We start from the raw sequence: 17,191 nt of genomic DNA, 5'->3' as shown, positions 1-17,191 counted from the left end.
ACAGATCCTACCGTAGTGTCATGCTGAACTCGTTTCAGCATCTGTTAACGCTTAAAACATTTTTTTAATTAATACGTTTATCTTGACTACAGATCCTGAAATAAATTCAGGATGACAACAGGGGATTTAGGATGACAACTCTGTGAGCGCCAACAAGATCCTACCGTAGTGTCATGCTGAACTCGTTTCAGCATCTGTTAACGCTTAAAACATTTTTTTAATTAATACGTTTATCTTGACTACAGATCCTGAAATAAATTCAGGATGACAACAGGGGATTCAGGATGACAACTCTGTGAGCGCCAACAGATCCTACCGTAGTGTCATGCTGAACTCGTTTCAGCATCTGTTAACGCTTAAAACATTTTTTTAATTAATACGTTTATCTTGACTACAGATCCTGAAATAAATTCAGGATGACAACAGGGGATTCAGGATGACAATACAAAAATTTAAGATGACAAGGCAGAGATTCGGGATGACACTGGCGATTTAAGACACTATTAATGTGTAATAATACTTATAAACTTTGTCTTAATTCAAAAATTATTGTATAATTTTATTAAATAAATAATTTAAAAATTAATTTAATTTTTATGGCAACTAAAAAAACAACCAATAAAAATGAAAAATTGGTTTCTAGGCCGATTAGTAAATCAACTTCACCGAATAAAACCAAAAATTACATGCCTTTGATTATCGGTGTTATTATTGCGGTGGTGGGTATTGGCTATGGAATTTATTCCAGTAACCAAAAACAAATCATTGGTAATGACAAAGATAAAGTGGTGGAATTAAATAGTCAAGAAGGCTCTTTAAAAAGTTTGTTATTTGGTAAAAATAATTATGATTTAAGCTACGCCGAATATGATGCAAAAGCGGTTGAGCTAATTAGCGATTTTGAACCTAATAGTAGTTGGCAGGGCGAGGCCTTTGTAGATCGGCGTATTTTTATGGAGGGAATTTCAAGTTTGGGGTTGACTAGTGCAGAACATGAGTTAGCTAATATTTTTTTAGAAAAAGAAATTGACATGTCAGATGTAAAATATCTGGAATTTTATTTAAATTTAAGTGATAGTCAAGCCTTGGAATTAGCTCAAGTAAAATTAGGCGATACAAATTTAGATAATTATTATATTTACACTTTAAGTAATTTAAACGAAGGTTGGAATTTTTTACAAATTCCTTTAGAACAATTTGTAATTGGTCAGCAAGCTGAAGTAGTTGATGAAGCCGATGAATTTAATTGGTCAAAAATTGGCAAAATCCAATTTGAAATTATGTCACGCCCTAACAATACAGTCATTGCTAATTTTGATTATTTAACCTTACAACGCGACGATTCTTATTTAAAAGATTGGATGAGTCGAGAAAATAAATGTTTAGGTCTTGGCAAAAATAATGATCAGATTAATTTATTATTTAGAAATCAGGGTAGTTTTACAGCCACCTTAAACGAAGTGAGTGGAGTTGATGATTTTGAGTATAAAGCCAAGATTACGCCTCAAATTAAGGGACGAGCCGGTTTATTTTTTAGAGGTGATTATAAAAATAGTCAGGGTTATTACTATATGATTGGTGGAATTGATACGAATACTTGGTCATTAATGAAATATGGCCAAGAGGGTTGGGAAACATTAACCAACGGTCGTATAAATAATTTTACTTTTGAAAAAAACAAAGAGTATTGGTTGTCAGTCAAAGCTTCCGGAAATAATTTAGTTGGTTATTTATCAACTGATAATAATCAATATTCTGAAATTTTTTCAATCAACGACGAAGAGATGTTGTCGGGTGGCGTCGGGGTAGCTGTTTTGGATAGTGCATTTTGTTTGTTTAATGATTTTTCAGTAAAAAGATAGTTTTGAGTATGAAATCAAAATTTAATTTAAACGATTGGCTAGCTCAAAAAATTAGCTTAATTATTGATTCAATTAAGTCGCATCCCTACAAATTATTGATAGCTATTTTTTTATTTTTTATTTTAAAATGGTTGTGGGGAGCTGAGGCGGGAATATTTTTAGGTATATTTATTTTGTTTTTTTTAATGAAATGGGACTCTCGAGTCTTTGTTTTTTTTGGCTTGATCTTTTTAGTGACTTGTCCTTTTTTGCTAATGTTTGAAAAAGAGTTTGTGGCTGAAGATATGGCGGTTTATGCTTATTACTGTTTATTTTTGGGCGTGAGTTTGCAGTTGGTGGAATATTGGCGTGAAAATAGACAGATTAGAAAAGAGAATAGTCGCCAAGGTTAGGAGTGCGGAGCATTGATAGACGGGATCCCTGAATTAAGTTCAGGACAGGCTTTATCGCTTCGTTCCAGGATGACAGTAAAATTGGCGTGTGAAGCGTTGATTTACGGGATTGCCACGTCGTCGTCCGCCGAGTCGGCGGGCTCCCTCGCAATGACACCACAGATACGGGATTACGTTTCTGCCGGTAGGCGGGCAGGCGTCACCGTCAAATCGGTGGATTCTTTTGCAATGACACTTTTTCAGGGTCATTGCGAGCCCTCTCCTTTTACTAAAGGAGAGGGACGAAGCAATCTCGTAAATATATCCTTATGACTTCTAAAAAACAAAATTACGTTTATATTTTAACTAACAAAGGTAATACAACCCTATATACAGGCGTCACAGATAATTTAAAAGAGCGTGCTATTCAACATAAAACAAAAATTAATCCTCAAAGTTTTAGTTCAAAGTATAACCTTAATAAGTTGGTTTATTATGAAACATATCAAGACATCCGAGAAGCGATTGAACGTGAAAAACAAATTAAAGCAGGTTCAAGACAAAAGAAACTCCAGTTTATTAAAAAATATAATCCAGGCTGGAAAGACTTGAGTCTTGAATTGTAATTGAAGTGTTGATTTACGGGATTGTCGCGTCGTCGCCCGCCGACTCGGCGGACTCGCAATAGCACTTCAATGTGATAATTGTTAAATAATTTTAGTTTCTATGTTTTTCAGTTTCTAAGTTTCTAAGTTTTATGTCTATAATCACTTTTTTCAAAAACAAACAACGTTATATCTATTTAGAATACGCAGTCGTGGCACTGCTTATTTTATTACCATTATTATATACTTCAGGTTGTATTTTTGCTTTAGATATGGTGTCTTTTAGTAACTTTAAAATGCCAAATGAAATTAGTAATGGCTTTCCCATATTAACATTTTTACATTGGTTAAATTTAATTTTACCAGGAGAATTGATTCAAAAAATAATGTTATTTTTAATTATTCTTTTGGCGGGTGTGGGCGTTCATAAGTTGGTTCCAGTTAAAAACAATTGGGCGCGTTATTTTGCAGGGTTATTATATATTTTTAATCCATTTTTTTATGAACGTTTTTTAATTGGACATGTTTGGGTTTTAGTCGCCTATGCTTTAATACCTTTTATTTTTAAAAGATTTTTTATTTTTTTAAATCAAATCAATTTCAAAAATACTTTAATTTTAAGTTTATGGTTGGTGGGTCTGGGTATGGTTAGTCCGCATTTTTTGATTATTATGTTTATGATTTTACCTATTTTTGGAGCTGGGTATTTATTAAAAAATAAAAATCAATTTAAGCAATTTTTAAAATATTCTTTGATTGGTTTAATAATATTTTTAGTTTTAAGTTTATATTGGTTAATTCCAACTTTAACTGGCCAAAATCAGATGGGGGATTTAGTTAGACAAAAAATTAGCCAACAAGATTTTGAAGCTTTTCAAACCCTTGGCCAGGGTAGTCAAGTTTTATTAAATGTCTGGAGCTTGCATGGTTTTTGGGCAGAGGCAAGCCAACAATTTATTGTTTTAAAAGAAGTTTTTAAATGGTGGTGGATAGTTTTTGGAATTATATTTGGTTTGGTGGTTTGGGGCGGAATAACTCTAAAATATAGAAACAGAGAAACAGAGAAACAGGAAAAACAAAAAATAACAGAGTGGGTTGCTTGGAGCTTGATTATAACCGGGGTAGTAGCTTTTATTTTAGCCTGTGGCATTGCTCATTCATGGACCAAACCTATTACGGAATTTTTATATAAATATGTACCTTTTTATAGGGGTATGCGTGAGCCACAAAAATGGGTAGGAGTTTTAGTTTTAGTCTATGTTTATTTGGCTGGTTTGGGCGTGGATGATATTATTCAGCGTTTTAAAAAGATTAAATTAGATTATTTAGCTGGCTTGTTTTTGATTATACCACTGTTATTTTCACCTTTAAGTTTATGGGGTTTTCGTGGGCAATTATTTACTTCAGATTACCCTCAATCTTGGTATGAAGTTAATCAACTTTTAAATCAAGATTCACCCCCACACCAAAATATTGATAGTGGGGGTATAGATGACTTTAAGGTTTTGTTTTTACCTTGGCATCAATATATGTCATTTAATTTTGTAAAAAATAAAGTGATTGCTAATCCGGCTACAAATTTTTTTGACCAAGAAATTATTAGTGGCGATAATATGGAGTTAGGCTCTATTCAAACACACAGCCAACGACCCGTTTCTAAATTTATAGAAAATCAAGTTTTAGTTAATAAAGAAAATATTGATAATTTAGGTGAGTTATTAAACGATTGGCAGATTAAGTATGTTATTTTAGCTCAAGAAGTTGATTTTTTAGAATATGATTTTTTAAATCAACAAACAGACTTAGAAATAATTTTTCAAAATTTAGAAATTATACTTTATCAAAATAAAAATTGGACAAAATAAAAAAATGGGGTGTGGATAACTCTTTATCAAATTTTTGTTATAATATAAACAAGTTAATATATTTATAAAATAAAAAAAAGATTATGAAGAACAAAACAGCCTTGATCAAATCAATGATTATGGTAATAGCTATTTTATTAATAGCTGTGCCAGTAATTGGTTTGACCTACAAAGCTGCCTTTGGTTATGGAGGCGGCGGAGGCGGTGGGGGTATTACTTATCCAAGTAGTGCATCCGTCTCAATTAACAGTGGAGCGGCTAGCACGAATGCGCGCGAAGTGACTTTAGCTTTATCAGCTAGTAATGCTACTTTAATGGCTATCTCCAACACTTCAAGTTTCAGCGGTGTAAGTTATGAAACTTATACTACCAGCAAAGCTTGGACACTAAGCGATGGTGCTGGCGAAAAGACCGTTTATGTTAAATTCCGCAGTTCGACGGGTGGTGAAACTGAAGCTAGTGACATGATTACTTATACCATTAGCGCCGACGAAACTCCTGCTGATGATGAAGTTCCTCCAGCTGAAGATACCACACCTCCACCAGCTGACGAAGCTCCAGCTGAAGATACCACACCTCCACCAGCCGATGAAACTGGTTATGACGAAGCTTTGGCTCGTCGTTTGGCAGGTTGGATCTTATTACAAGTTGAATCCAGAGGTGAAGCTTATTATGTATATCCAGGTGATTTAATGAGATATTATTTAGGTCGCCCAGCTGACGCTTTCAGAATTATGCAACACTTTGGTTTAGGCGCGACTCATGAATTTATTACTTCTTATACCACCTACCCAAGTTATGTCATTGGTAAAATTTTAATTGATGTAGATGATTGGGGCAAAGCTTACTATATCTATCCAGGTGATGCTAAAGCATATTATTTGGGTCGTCCAGCTGACGCTTTCAGAATTATGAGTGATTTAGGTTTAGGTATTACTAATGCCAATCTAGAAAAAATTGAAGCAGGAAGTTTATAGACAGTAATTCAATCTTAAATTTTAAAACACCTTGGTTAACGCCGGGGTGTTTTTTAAAATTATAATATTGTCATTCCCGCGCAGGCAGACAAAAGAAATTGTCATGCTGAATTTATTTCAGCATCTGGGTCAGCGCATAACAGATCCTGAAACAAGTTCAGGATGACACACAAGAGATGCTTAGTTGCCGCCCCAAATCCCACGTATCTTCAGCCGGGTTTTAACATTTTAATTTAGTCTAAAAATAAAAATTTAGATATAATATAGTATGATGCAATTAACAAAAAATAAAATTTTTGTTTTAAGTTTAATCTGTTTTATCGTTGGGATCGCTGGCCGGTCTTGGATTGAATTTGATTTTAATTGGTTAATAATTTATATTTTTATTTTAACGTCAGTGACGACGATTTTTTTGTTTTATAAAAATAAAACAGTTTTGGCTATTGGTTTATCTATTCTTTTTTTATTTTTAGGTATAGCTAGATATCAATTAAGTTTGCCTAAAATTGATAAACAAAATTTGGCTTTTTACAATAACCAAGAGGTGGTTTTAGAAGGTATAGTTTGTCAGGAAAGTGATATTCGGCAATCGAATGCAAAAATAAATTTGCAGGTCGAAAAAATTTTAATCGATGAAAATTGGCAAGAGGTAAAAGGTAAAGTTTTAATAACTACTTTTTTATATCCAGAATATAATTATGGTGATAGATTGGAAATTAAAGGTAAATTGCAACCACCTGAACAAATTGAAGATTTTAAATATGATCGTTATTTAGCGCGTTTCAATATTTATTCTTTAATGTATTATCCGCGGATTAAAGTTATTCAAGCCAACCAAGGTAATAAAATTTATGCTGGTATTTTGAATTTTAAAAATAAATTTAAAAAAGTTATTGATCTTAGTCTGCCGGGTGAACAAGCTGGCATTTTTGGAGCTATGACTTTAGGCTCTCGGCGGGGCGTGTCAGAGAATTTAGTCCAAAATTTTAGTTTAACTGGCACCAGTCATGTGATGGCTATTTCAGGCCTACATATTACAATTATTGTAACTATTTTAATGGGTTTATTAATTGGTCTGGGTTTAAAGCGCAGTCAGGCTTTTTATGGCGTAATTATAATTTTATTTTTATATGTAGTTATGATTGGTTTTCCAGCTTCAGCTATGCGAGCGAGTTTAATGGGTCTAATGGTTTTATGGGCAATGAAAGAAGGGCGTCTAAATCAATCGACGAATGCTCTATTGATAGTGGCTTGTGTTTTACTTTTGATTAATCCCAAACTCTTGCGAGATGATTTGGGTTTTAAATTATCGTTTGGTGCGGTGCTGGGTATTATTTTAGTCGCACCGTTATTAGAAAAAGTTTTTCATAAATTACCCGAAACCTTAGGTTTAAAATCTTCAATTACCATGACTTTATCAGCTCAGGTTTTTACTTTACCATTAATTGTTTTAAGCTTTGGAAATTTATCTGTAATTAGTCCCATAGCTAATGTTTTAATTTTACCGGTGGTGCCATTGATAATGATGTTGGGTTTAGGCGCCAGTTTGATCGGTTTAATAAGTTTAAAAATAGCTCAAATTTTATTTTGGCCGGTGTGGTTATTGTTAACTTATATTATTAAAATAGTAACTTGGTTCGGAGAGCTAAATTTTAGTAGTTTAAAAATTGAACGCTTGTCGGACGGTTTAGTGATTGTGTTGTATTTAGTTCTGATTTGGGTGATTTGGGAATTTAAAAGAGCTAAAAATAAGTGTAGGGGTTAGTGAGTGGGGCGTAAATAATGTCATTCCCGCGCAGGCGAGGCCTACCCGCCGGCAGGCAGGATCCAGGGTTAGTCACACTAAACATTGATTTAAAAATAAAATTTTAAATACCTTATTTTCTTTTGTAACCAAAAGAAGCAAAAGTTTTGGGGTGGCAAAATCTCCGTCGAGTCGGCGGACTCCATCGCAATGACATTCATATTTTATGCAAATCAATTTTAAAAAATTATACAAAATTATCGGCGGGTTGATATTAGTCGCCGGAATTTTAATTGGCATTATTGTAGCACAACCCAGGGATAAATATTTAGACGTGACGGCTTTAGATATTGGTCAGGGCGATGCCATTTTAATTCAAACGCCGTATGGACAAGATATTTTAATTGATGGCGGACCGGATAATAAAGTTATTACTCGACTGGGTGAAAATATGCCGTTTTATGATCGACAAATTGATTTAATGATTTTAACTCATCCAGACGGCGATCACGTAACTGGTTTAATTGAGGTTTTAAGAAGATACCAAATTGATCAAATTTTATATACTGGAGTAATTCATTTTTCACCCGCTTATCAAACATGGCTAGATGAAATTAAAAATAATCAAATTGAATCTAAAATAGCCCAAGCTGGCCAGATAATAGATTTAGGTCCAGATTTATCTTTAGAAATTTTATATCCTGAACAAAATTTTAATGGCTTAGAAATGGAAGATTGTAATATGAGTTCAATCATGGCGATGTTAGTTTATAAAGATGTTAAGTTTTTATTAACCGGTGATGCGCCGATTGAAATTGAAGAGCAATTGTTGCAACAAGAAGTAGATTTAAAAAGTGATGTTTTAAAAATTGGACACCACGGCAGTAAGGGTTCGACCAGTCTAGAGTTTGTACAAAAAGTTATGCCGACTTGTGCAGTTATTTCCGTAGGAAAAGATAATTCTTTTGGTCATCCAAATTTGCGAGTGTTGAGTAATTTAGAAAAAGTCAATGCGCAAATTTTAAGGACAGATGAGATGGGAGATATTAAATTAAGGAGTGATGGGCAAGAAGTGTGGGTGGTGGAGTAGGAGAGTAGGGTTGATGTAATGTATACTTTTAAATTCCCTCGTTCTTGCAACCAGAATAAGTTGTCATGCTGAATTTATTTCAGCATCTGTAGTTTAAAACAAACGCGTTCATTAAAAATGACATTCTGAGCGCTGACAGATCCTGAAACATCCTCCGATTTGGCGGACTAGAGTTCAGGATGACGGGCAAAAAATAAATTTATAATGATACTTTAAATATTGGGGGGCCTACGGGTCCCCTTTTTTCTTGCTAAAAATTCAAATTTTGTTATAATAAATAAATTAATTTTTAAAATATAAAATATGATTTCTCCCAAACAAGAAAAAACTCTCGCTTTAATTAAACCCGACGGGGTTAAACGTGGTTTAACCGGTGAAGTTATTCGTAGGATCGAACAACGTGGTTTGAAAATTGTCGCTCTAGAATTGGTTGAAGTAACGCGTGATCAAATTAATGATCATTATCCTAAAGACAAAGAATGGATTACTCGTTTAGGGAGTAAAACTATGAGTACTTACAATAAATACGGTATTTCAGCTAAAGAAGAATTAGGCGTTGAAGATGAATTTGAAATTGGCCAAATGGTACGCGAATGGATTTTAGATTTTATGACTTCAGGACCAATTGTTAAAATGGTGGTGCAGGGTATTCACGCGATTGATATGGTACGTAAAATGGCTGGTCACACCTTACCTAACATGGCTGAAATGGGGACGATTCGGGGTGATTATTCGGTTGATTCGCCCGCGGCCGCTAATTCTGCTAAAAGATCAGTTCATAATATTATTCATGCCTCAGAAACACCTGAAGAGGCTGAGCATGAAATTAAATTTTGGTTTTCACCTGAAGAAATTCATGAATATTCTCGTGCCGAAGAAGACATTATGTTTTAAATTAAATTTAAATTTAAGCCCCGGCGTCAGTCGGGGTTTTATTTTTTTGAAAAAATTGGTATAATAATATAATTAACAAAAAAAATATTTTCTATGGCAAAACAAAAAAATAACAAAAAAGCTTGGGTAGTGACGGTTGATATGGGCTATGGGCATCGCCGGGCTTCTTATCCATTGAAAAATTTAGCTTACAAAAATATTATTGACGCTAATAATTATCATGGCATCCCACGTGAAGATAAACAAGTTTGGGCTGATCAAAGAAAATTCTATGAAACCATTTCGCGTTTTAAAAAAGTGCCGATTTTAGGTGATGTGGCTTTTGAAATTTTTGATCAATTTCAACGGATTCCCGATTTTTACCCTAAACGCGATTTATCCAAACCAAGCTTACAGGTGAAGGGCGCGATGAAAATTATTAAAAATAAAAATTGGGGTAAACATTTAATTGAAAAAGTGCTTGGTCAAAACTCAGTTTTACCGTTGATTACAACTTTTTTTATTCCAGCTTATATGGCTGAATATTTTAATTACCCGGGTGAAATTTATTGTGTAATTTGTGATGCTGATATTAGTCGCGCTTGGGTAGCAGTTGACCCACGTAAAAGTAAAATTAAATATTTAGCGCCTTGCCAAAGAGTGGTTGAACGGCTACAGCTTTATGGTGTACCCAAAGAAAGAATAATTTTAACCGGTTTTCCTTTGCCAATTGAAAATTTGGGCAGTCAGGCTTTTGGAGTCTCTAAATTAGACATGCGTCAGCGATTGATTAATTTAGATCCGCAACGGAATTACATTAATAAATACAAAGACACCCTTCAAAATAGTTTAAAAATCAAAAATTTTCCTAAAAAATCTAATCATCTTTTGACACTGACTTTTGCGGTTGGCGGGGCAGGCGCGCAGAGAGAGCTGGCGGATAAAATTTTAGAAAAGTTAAAAGAACCTATTTTACATAAAAAATTGAGAGTTAATCTAATTGCCGGTGTCCACAAACCGGTTAAGGCGTATTTTCAAAATTCAATCAATCGTCATGGTTTAAAAAAATGTCAAGACAAGGGAGTTAGAATCCTGTTCGAAGATGACAAACAGGAGTATATGAAAAAATTTAATCAATGGCTTAGAACAACTGATGTTTTATGGACCAAACCTTCGGAATTGAGTTTTTATGTCGCTTTGGGCTTGCCAATCATCATTGCTCCGCCAATTGGTTCACAAGAAGATTTTAATAAAACTTTTTTGATTGACTTGGGGGCGGGGTTGGAACAACTTGATATGGATTATGTTGATGAATGGTTTTTTGATTGGATTAATAGCGGTCGTTTAGCTGAGGCAGCTGCTCAGGGTTTTTTAGAAGCGCCTAAAATGGGCACTTATAATATTCAAACTGTGGTTCAGCATCAGGGTCAAATTAAAGAATTTAAAGGCACTTCGCCTTATTAATAAATTATTCTATGTGGTGGTTTACTTTATCAATTATAGCTTTTTTTCTGCTAGGTTTTGCGGCAGTTGTTGATAAGTTTTTACTTTCTAAATCTAAAATTGTACCGTTGTCTTATGCGGTCTATAATTCTATTTTGGCTGGTGCATTAATTAGCTTATTAATTTTTTTTGAAAAAACTTTTTTCTTTCCACGAGAACATATTCATATTTTAATTATCAGCGGAGCAGCTTTTTTCTTTGCCTTATATTTTATGTTTATAGCTGTTCGAGATGGCGAAGTTTCAAAAGTTAATCCTCTGATAACTTGTTTATCGCCGTTATTGGTTTTTGTTTTATCGTTTTTTTTATCAATCCAATCTTTATCTTGGCTTAAATTTTTAGGTGTTTTGTTGTTAATTATGGCCAGCTATTCTTTATCACAAGTAGGCCAGCCACGGGCACGTTTAAATAAAAAAGCTTGGTTATTTTTAATTTTAGCTTGTGGAATGTTTGCTTTAAATAACAGTTTAAATAAATTAGCTTATGATAGTTTACCATTTATAACTGCTTTTGTTTGGATGCGCTGGGCGACTTTGGTGACGGCAGTAGTCTATACGACTTTAGTCTGGGGATGGCCGACAGTTTTAAATCAAGAAAAAGGAATTTATAGTAGGTTTAACAAAATTATCGATTGGACGCAGAATTTAATTGATGATGCCTTTGAAATTTTAGGTGTTAAAATTAAAACCGATATAGGGGATAAATATCAATGGCCAGCTTTTTTTATCGGTCAGGCAGCTGGTGGTTTGGGAGTAATTTTAATGCAGTATGCTATTAAATTGGGCAATGTGATTTTAGTCACAGCTTTAAATGGCATGCAATTTTTCTTTGTGATTTTAATTGTGTATGTTTTATCTAAATTTTTTCCTCAATTTTTAAAAGAAAACATGCAGAAAAAATATCTCGGCCAAAAAATTATTTGGAGCTTAGTTTTAACCTTAGGAGTCGTTTTAATTTTAATTTAAACAATGCAGACTAAAACAAAAAAAAGATTGATTAAAATTTTAATTATTTTATTAATTTTAACTGGTTTATACGCGGGTAGTTTTGGATTAAATTTTGCTAAAAATAAAAAAATAGAGTATGGCGTTAATTTTAGTCAAAAATATGCTCAAGAATTAGATTTAGATTGGCGGGAAGCTTATTTAGCCATTTTGGAAGATTTACAAGTTAAAAAAATAAGATTAATCGCCCATTGGGATTTAATTGAAAAAGATTGGGGGATTTATGATTTTAGCGATTTAGATTGGCAAATTCAACAAGCCGAGCAATTCGGAACAGAAATTGTTTTAGCTATTGGCCATCGAGTGCCACGCTGGCCGGAATGCCATTGGCCTGATTGGACAGCTAATTTATCAGCTGATGACAGGAATCGTCGCGTAATTTTATTGCTTGAAAATATAGTTAAACGTTATAAAGATAGTCCGGCAATTGTGGCCTGGCAAGTAGAAAATGAACCATTTTTAAAAGTTTTTGGCGAATGTCCACCTCCGGATGAAAATTTTTATCAATATGAAGTTGATTTGATTAGATCTCTAGACAATCGACCAATTGTGGTAACCGAGAGTGGGGAATTGTCAACTTGGCTAAAAGGGTCAAAATTTGCTGATTATTTAGGCACGAGTGTTTATCGTATTACCTGGAATCCGATTTGGGGATATTTTCGTTATCCTTTGCCACCAGCTTATTATTATTTAAAAACACAGTTGGTTAAATTATTTAGACCTGATTTAAAAAATGTTATTGTGACTGAAATGCAGATGGAACCGTGGTTACCAGGAACTAAAATGCTGTATACGCCTTTAGAAGAGCAATATCGATCAATGGATTTAAAACAATTTAACAAAAATTTAAAATATAGTAGTCGTATTGGTTTAACGCCAGTTTATTTTTGGGGAGCAGAATGGTGGTATTGGTTGAAAGAATGTGGCGATGATAGTTTTTGGCAGACAGCTAAACAAATATTTAACAATTAATAATTAATAGTTAACATTAATAACTCGTTTAAGCGGGTTATTTTGTTTGATTTTTTGTAGCTGTTGTTGTGGGAGATGATCAGAGATTATTAATATTGTGTTTTTATGAGATATTTAAAAAATTTTAAAATCCCTTCTCTTCTTTTGTAACCAAAAGAAGCAAAAGTTCTGGGGACGCTAACTCGCCTCACGCCAATTTAAATCTCACCTGACTTATTTGGGGCTCGATACCGTCCCCAGACCCCGATTCTGGTTTAAACGAATAATTTTTTAATCTTTTAATTGAGGTTTTTTGTTTGATTTTTTTATTAAAACAAGCTAAGATTAAAATAATCGGGGCGTGGCTCAGTCCGGTCTAGAGTACAGGTCTGGGGGACCTGGGATCGCGGGTTCAAATCCCGCCGCCCCGACCAGAATAAAGTTAGATTAATAAGAAAAATTTATTTTTTAACATCAAACCTATGGGTGAAAAATTTATACCAAGAAAAGAAGATTCAGAAACTAAACCTAAAATTGAAAAATTATCAATCAATGCTTTTGCTAGTGAAATTGGGCTTCAGCCCGATGCTCAGGGTAGAATCACTTTTGGTCCTGAACATGACCGTTTGGCATATGAATACGCCGAGAAATTTGCTCGGGACAATAAAGCTGAAAAAATTATAATTGATGGTGTAGCTTCACCCGGTGTTATTGCCAGCCTTTTACATGGTGCTCATCCAGCTGAAGGTTATGTCACTTATATACAAAGGGGTGCGGAAGGTAATACAATTAAAAATGAGACAAAAATTCTAGAGCCACTACCCGAGGGTGAGGGACGAGGTCCAGAAGGTTTTACTTGGGTAACAAATGAAACAGATGAATATACTTTTGTTGAATTTGCATTAGGTGGTGATTTTAAGGTTGAAGATTTGGACAAAATTATTCCGCCTGAAGTTAATCCAGTGAAACCGGTGATTATTTCTGGTCGTGGCCCCATTTATTTGACACATACAATTGCTGCTGGTTACAGACATTATAAGGGTATACCAGCGGTTGGGTTTTACCAACCAGCGAGTAAATTTGGTCCAGCTAAAACTGAAATTGGCATTTCGCATGATGAAGAAATCCCTCTGGGTTTAAATTTCGGTGAGCCGACTGAAATTAAATCAGCCAAGGAACAATATGAAAGACGGATTGCTGAAAATTTAACTGATTTAAAAAAAGGAATTGAAGTTGGAGGAATTTCATCAGTAGAAGTAAATGGTAAGGATGTGAAAATTGTTTTAGCTGATGGCGAAAGTTATACTATATCTGTGAGGGAAGTAATAAAAAATTAATAAATTGAAATCTTTATTTTATCTTTATTATTATGATAAATGTGCTATAATTAATATATTAATATTTATAGGATGATACAAAAATATATTAATATGTTTTTAAGACAAAATTTAATGAACTTCAGAAATAAAATTATATATATTTTTTATTTTATTGTTTTTGTTTTATGTTTAATTTTACAAAATTCATCTCCGGTTTTAGCCACCTCATACAGTTCTATAATTAGTGAAGATTCTGATTTAATTTCATTTTGGAGAATGGATGAAGAGTCTGGATCAACTTTCAATGATAGCGAAAATAATCACAATGCAATTATTAGTGGTGGTGTCACCCTGGGTGTCGAATCAACATATATAGTGGGAGATTCTTCAGCCACGGCTACTTTTGATGGAACTAGTGGCTATGCTTCAATTGGAGATGTTTCAGTATTTAATTTTACCCGCGATGATCCTTTTACAATTACGGCCATTATCAAACCTAATGTTGTGCGTTCTGGTATAGCAACAGATTATTGGATTTATACTAAAATGAATCCAAATAGTCCATATAATGGTTTAATGTTTGGGATTAGGTGGGATGGCAATTCGACGTGTTTATTTTTTTTATTTGGAGCCGATTATCCATCCCAATTTATTAGATTAATTAGTTCAAACGATTTATTAAATGGACAAGAATATTTAGTAGGAATAACCTATGACGGCTCAGGAACATCTAATGGAGTAACAATGTACGTTGATGGTAGACCGGTTCCAACAGAAGATGATCCAATGAGTCCAACATCTCAAACAATAGATCTAGGTGAAGATACCACAGCTTCTGGTTATCCCGCTGAAATAGGGAGACGGTATACGATTAATAAATGGTTTAAGGGAAATATTAAAGACGTGGCTATATTTGATAGTGAAAAAACTACGACTTGGATGGGTTTATTGGCCGAAACAGCGCATCCTTCAAATGATTTGACCAGTCCCGTCTATACCGTCAACCAAAGTCCACGTCCTCAAGTTATCTATGATATGGATATTGACAGTGATAATGATGATGTGGTTGATGCTGTCCTAATGTTGAATTTGGAACGTCGTGGTGAATTAGATATTGTGGGAGCTATAATTACTTCAGCTAACAGTAAGGCAGCTCCTACGTGGTTGGCTATAGCTAATTATTATGGTCGTTCTTCAATCCCGACTGGAGTTAATACAGATGCTCCAGGTTGGAGTACGAGTCTCTATGATTCCACTATTGCCAGTGATTATGGCGTACCAGGTAAAACAGATGCGACAGACTTTGAGAGTTCCGTTACTATTCAAAGGCAATTATTAGCTTCAGCAGATGACAATTCAATTGAATATATAACCACAGGAGATTTAAGTAGTGTTAAAAAATTACTCGAATCCACTTCAGAAGATGGCTATAGTGAATTAGATGGTGATGAATTAGTGGCTCAAAAAATTCGTCATCTTTGGATTGTGGGAGGTAATTGGCCATTCGGCGATGGAGTGAGTGATTTCGGGAGTAGCTCTGCTAAGGCGACTGTATCTAATTATGTATTAACTAATTGGCCTACATCGATTCCAATTATTTTTAACAGTATTAGTGACGGTAATACTGTTTATACGGGTGAGAATGTTATGGAGGCTCTCTCAGCAGATAATCCAGCGCGAGTAGCTTGGGAACTTTATAATGGAGACGATGATCCGTCTAATACTCGACCCGGTTGGGCTCAAATAGCCATTTTACCTCTAGCTCGAGGATTATTATATCATTCTATTACGGATGTAGATTATTCAAGAATAGCAGGGTATAAAGGAACGGCCTCTGTTAATACAAGCACCGGGGAAACATCTTGGGACTTATTTACAGATTCAAATCATAGTTATTTGGGTAAAATTCTGTCAGATGAGTATTATGCAACAGCCATTAATGAATTATTGCTGGATTTAATAGATAATATAGCACCTTGGGCTACCTTAGATGATGATTTTTTAAGCTGGGAATCAGGAGAGGTGACAGTTAATTACAACCTTATCGATGCCGAAGAAGATACTTGTAATCTTTCTCAGACAGCTACTTCAGGTATTGAATATTCAACAGATGGTTTTAATTGGTTTGATGCGACTGATGCCGGTGGTGATTCAGAGGGTTTAACCAACCTTTCAAGCTTAACTACACCAGGTGACGACCATGTTTTTGTCTGGGATTCAGCCACTGATCTATCAACCACTGAAGATAGTACAGTTTATTTAAGAATTAGACCGAATGATGGCGAGCTTGATGCTGATGATTGGGTAACTTCTAGCGCTTTTGGAATTGATAATGTGGCCCCTTCGGCTGTAGGCGTACCAAGTTTTGGCACAATTACCACTTCTTCAATTGAAATTAACAAGCCGGTCAGCGTAACTGAAGATGGCTCAGGTTTAAGTCAATGGCAGGTTAGAAGAAGTAGTCTTACAGAATTAGGTTTTAATGTGGTCGCTACCACTTCAATCGAGGATACTTCCTTATCGGAAAATACACAGTATGCTTATGATGTTCAATTTAAGGATACTCAAAATAATTTGTCTAGTTATGGCACTTCAGCCAGTAAATACACTTTAGTGAATATACCGACTAATTTATCAGCGACAGCCACGTCTACTACTCAAATAGATCTCTCAGTTGACAGTTTTCCTAATGATTCATCAGATTCTGCCGGCTATTATTTTATTAACACCACCACTAGTTCTAGTTCAGGCTGGATTCAAACCAATACTTGGCAGGATACAAGTTTGACTTGTGGCACTTCATATACATATACAATTAAATATCGTAATGGTGACGGAACTGAGACAGAAACTATTTCTACTAGCCAAACAACTGACGAGTGTCCCGATACCGCGCCGTCGGCTACCTTAGATGATGATTTTTTAAGCTGGGAATCAGGAGAGGTGACAGTTAATTACAACCTTATCGATGCCGAAGAAGATACTTGTAATCTTTCTCAGACAGCTACTTCAGGTATTGAATATTCA

Annotated in this window: 13 protein-coding genes and 1 tRNA gene; all 14 read left to right on the top strand. The window is 34.5% G+C overall.

Translation table 11 applies throughout. The features are described 5' to 3' along the window. The first annotated feature begins 596 nt into the window (after window positions 1-596). Window positions 597-1,862 (top strand): CIA30 family protein, encoded by a 1,266-nt coding sequence (locus PHS07_01235; protein MDD4606951.1) that lies wholly within the window; start codon window positions 597-599, stop codon window positions 1,860-1,862. A gap of 8 nt (window positions 1,863-1,870) precedes the next feature. Continuing rightward, window positions 1,871-2,254 carry a hypothetical protein gene (locus PHS07_01230; GenBank protein ID MDD4606950.1) on the top strand — a complete coding sequence of 128 codons (384 nt, stop codon included), beginning with the start codon at window positions 1,871-1,873 and terminating at the stop codon, window positions 2,252-2,254. 308 nt (window positions 2,255-2,562) lie between these two features. Further along, window positions 2,563-2,859 carry a GIY-YIG nuclease family protein gene (locus PHS07_01225; GenBank protein MDD4606949.1) on the top strand — a complete coding sequence of 99 codons (297 nt, stop codon included), beginning with the start codon at window positions 2,563-2,565 and terminating at the stop codon, window positions 2,857-2,859. 131 nt (window positions 2,860-2,990) lie between these two features. Continuing rightward, entirely contained in the window at window positions 2,991-4,703 is a 1,713-nt protein-coding gene (locus PHS07_01220) for a hypothetical protein (protein MDD4606948.1), read from the top strand. 83 nt (window positions 4,704-4,786) lie between these two features. Beyond that, window positions 4,787-5,680, top strand: a complete 894-nt coding sequence (locus PHS07_01215; GenBank protein MDD4606947.1) for a hypothetical protein — start codon at window positions 4,787-4,789, stop codon at window positions 5,678-5,680. A 268-nt stretch (window positions 5,681-5,948) separates the two neighbouring features. After that, a complete protein-coding gene (locus tag PHS07_01210) occupies window positions 5,949-7,445 on the top strand; it encodes a ComEC/Rec2 family competence protein (protein MDD4606946.1) in 1,497 nt (498 codons plus the stop codon). A 205-nt stretch (window positions 7,446-7,650) separates the two neighbouring features. After that, window positions 7,651-8,514, top strand: a complete 864-nt coding sequence (locus tag PHS07_01205; GenBank protein ID MDD4606945.1) for an MBL fold metallo-hydrolase — start codon at window positions 7,651-7,653, stop codon at window positions 8,512-8,514. Between the two features lie 303 nt (window positions 8,515-8,817). Beyond that, entirely contained in the window at window positions 8,818-9,408 is a 591-nt protein-coding gene (locus PHS07_01200) for a nucleoside-diphosphate kinase (GenBank protein ID MDD4606944.1), read from the top strand. A gap of 93 nt (window positions 9,409-9,501) precedes the next feature. Beyond that, window positions 9,502-10,851, top strand: coding sequence for a hypothetical protein (locus PHS07_01195; protein ID MDD4606943.1), 1,350 nt, complete (start codon window positions 9,502-9,504; stop codon window positions 10,849-10,851). Between the two features lie 11 nt (window positions 10,852-10,862). Beyond that, on the top strand, window positions 10,863-11,855 hold the full coding sequence (locus tag PHS07_01190) for an EamA family transporter (GenBank protein MDD4606942.1): 993 nt from the start codon (window positions 10,863-10,865) through the stop codon (window positions 11,853-11,855). A 3-nt stretch (window positions 11,856-11,858) separates the two neighbouring features. Then, window positions 11,859-12,866: a cellulase family glycosylhydrolase gene (locus tag PHS07_01185; protein ID MDD4606941.1), complete on the top strand. Its 1,008-nt coding sequence runs from the start codon at window positions 11,859-11,861 to the stop codon at window positions 12,864-12,866. Between the two features lie 334 nt (window positions 12,867-13,200). Beyond that, window positions 13,201-13,279: transfer RNA gene (locus PHS07_01180), tRNA-Pro, on the top strand. 48 nt (window positions 13,280-13,327) lie between these two features. Continuing rightward, window positions 13,328-14,182, top strand: coding sequence for a CRISPR-associated protein Csx3 (locus PHS07_01175; protein ID MDD4606940.1), 855 nt, complete (start codon window positions 13,328-13,330; stop codon window positions 14,180-14,182). Window positions 14,183-14,254: 72 nt separating this feature from the next. Further along, a partial coding sequence (locus tag PHS07_01170) for a hypothetical protein (GenBank protein MDD4606939.1) occupies window positions 14,255-17,191 on the top strand: 2,937 nt, incomplete at its 3' end.

Source organism: Patescibacteria group bacterium (assembly GCA_028707495.1).
GTDB lineage: Bacteria > Patescibacteriota > Patescibacteriia > UBA2591 > JAQWAS01 > JAQWAS01.
The sequence above is the reverse complement of the archived record's forward strand: the minus strand, read 5'-3'. Positions and strand labels throughout refer to the sequence as shown.

Coding starts and splice junctions, on each gene's coding strand:
- PHS07_01235 (MDD4606951.1), top strand. CDS start 597: ATGGCAACTAAAAAAACAACCAATAAAAATGAAAAATTGGTTTCTAGG.
- PHS07_01230 (MDD4606950.1), top strand. CDS start 1,871: ATGAAATCAAAATTTAATTTAAACGATTGGCTAGCTCAAAAAATTAGC.
- PHS07_01225 (MDD4606949.1), top strand. CDS start 2,563: ATGACTTCTAAAAAACAAAATTACGTTTATATTTTAACTAACAAAGGT.
- PHS07_01220 (MDD4606948.1), top strand. CDS start 2,991: ATGTCTATAATCACTTTTTTCAAAAACAAACAACGTTATATCTATTTA.
- PHS07_01215 (MDD4606947.1), top strand. CDS start 4,787: ATGAAGAACAAAACAGCCTTGATCAAATCAATGATTATGGTAATAGCT.
- PHS07_01210 (MDD4606946.1), top strand. CDS start 5,949: ATGATGCAATTAACAAAAAATAAAATTTTTGTTTTAAGTTTAATCTGT.
- PHS07_01205 (MDD4606945.1), top strand. CDS start 7,651: ATGCAAATCAATTTTAAAAAATTATACAAAATTATCGGCGGGTTGATA.
- PHS07_01200 (MDD4606944.1), top strand. CDS start 8,818: ATGATTTCTCCCAAACAAGAAAAAACTCTCGCTTTAATTAAACCCGAC.
- PHS07_01195 (MDD4606943.1), top strand. CDS start 9,502: ATGGCAAAACAAAAAAATAACAAAAAAGCTTGGGTAGTGACGGTTGAT.
- PHS07_01190 (MDD4606942.1), top strand. CDS start 10,863: ATGTGGTGGTTTACTTTATCAATTATAGCTTTTTTTCTGCTAGGTTTT.
- PHS07_01185 (MDD4606941.1), top strand. CDS start 11,859: ATGCAGACTAAAACAAAAAAAAGATTGATTAAAATTTTAATTATTTTA.
- PHS07_01175 (MDD4606940.1), top strand. CDS start 13,328: ATGGGTGAAAAATTTATACCAAGAAAAGAAGATTCAGAAACTAAACCT.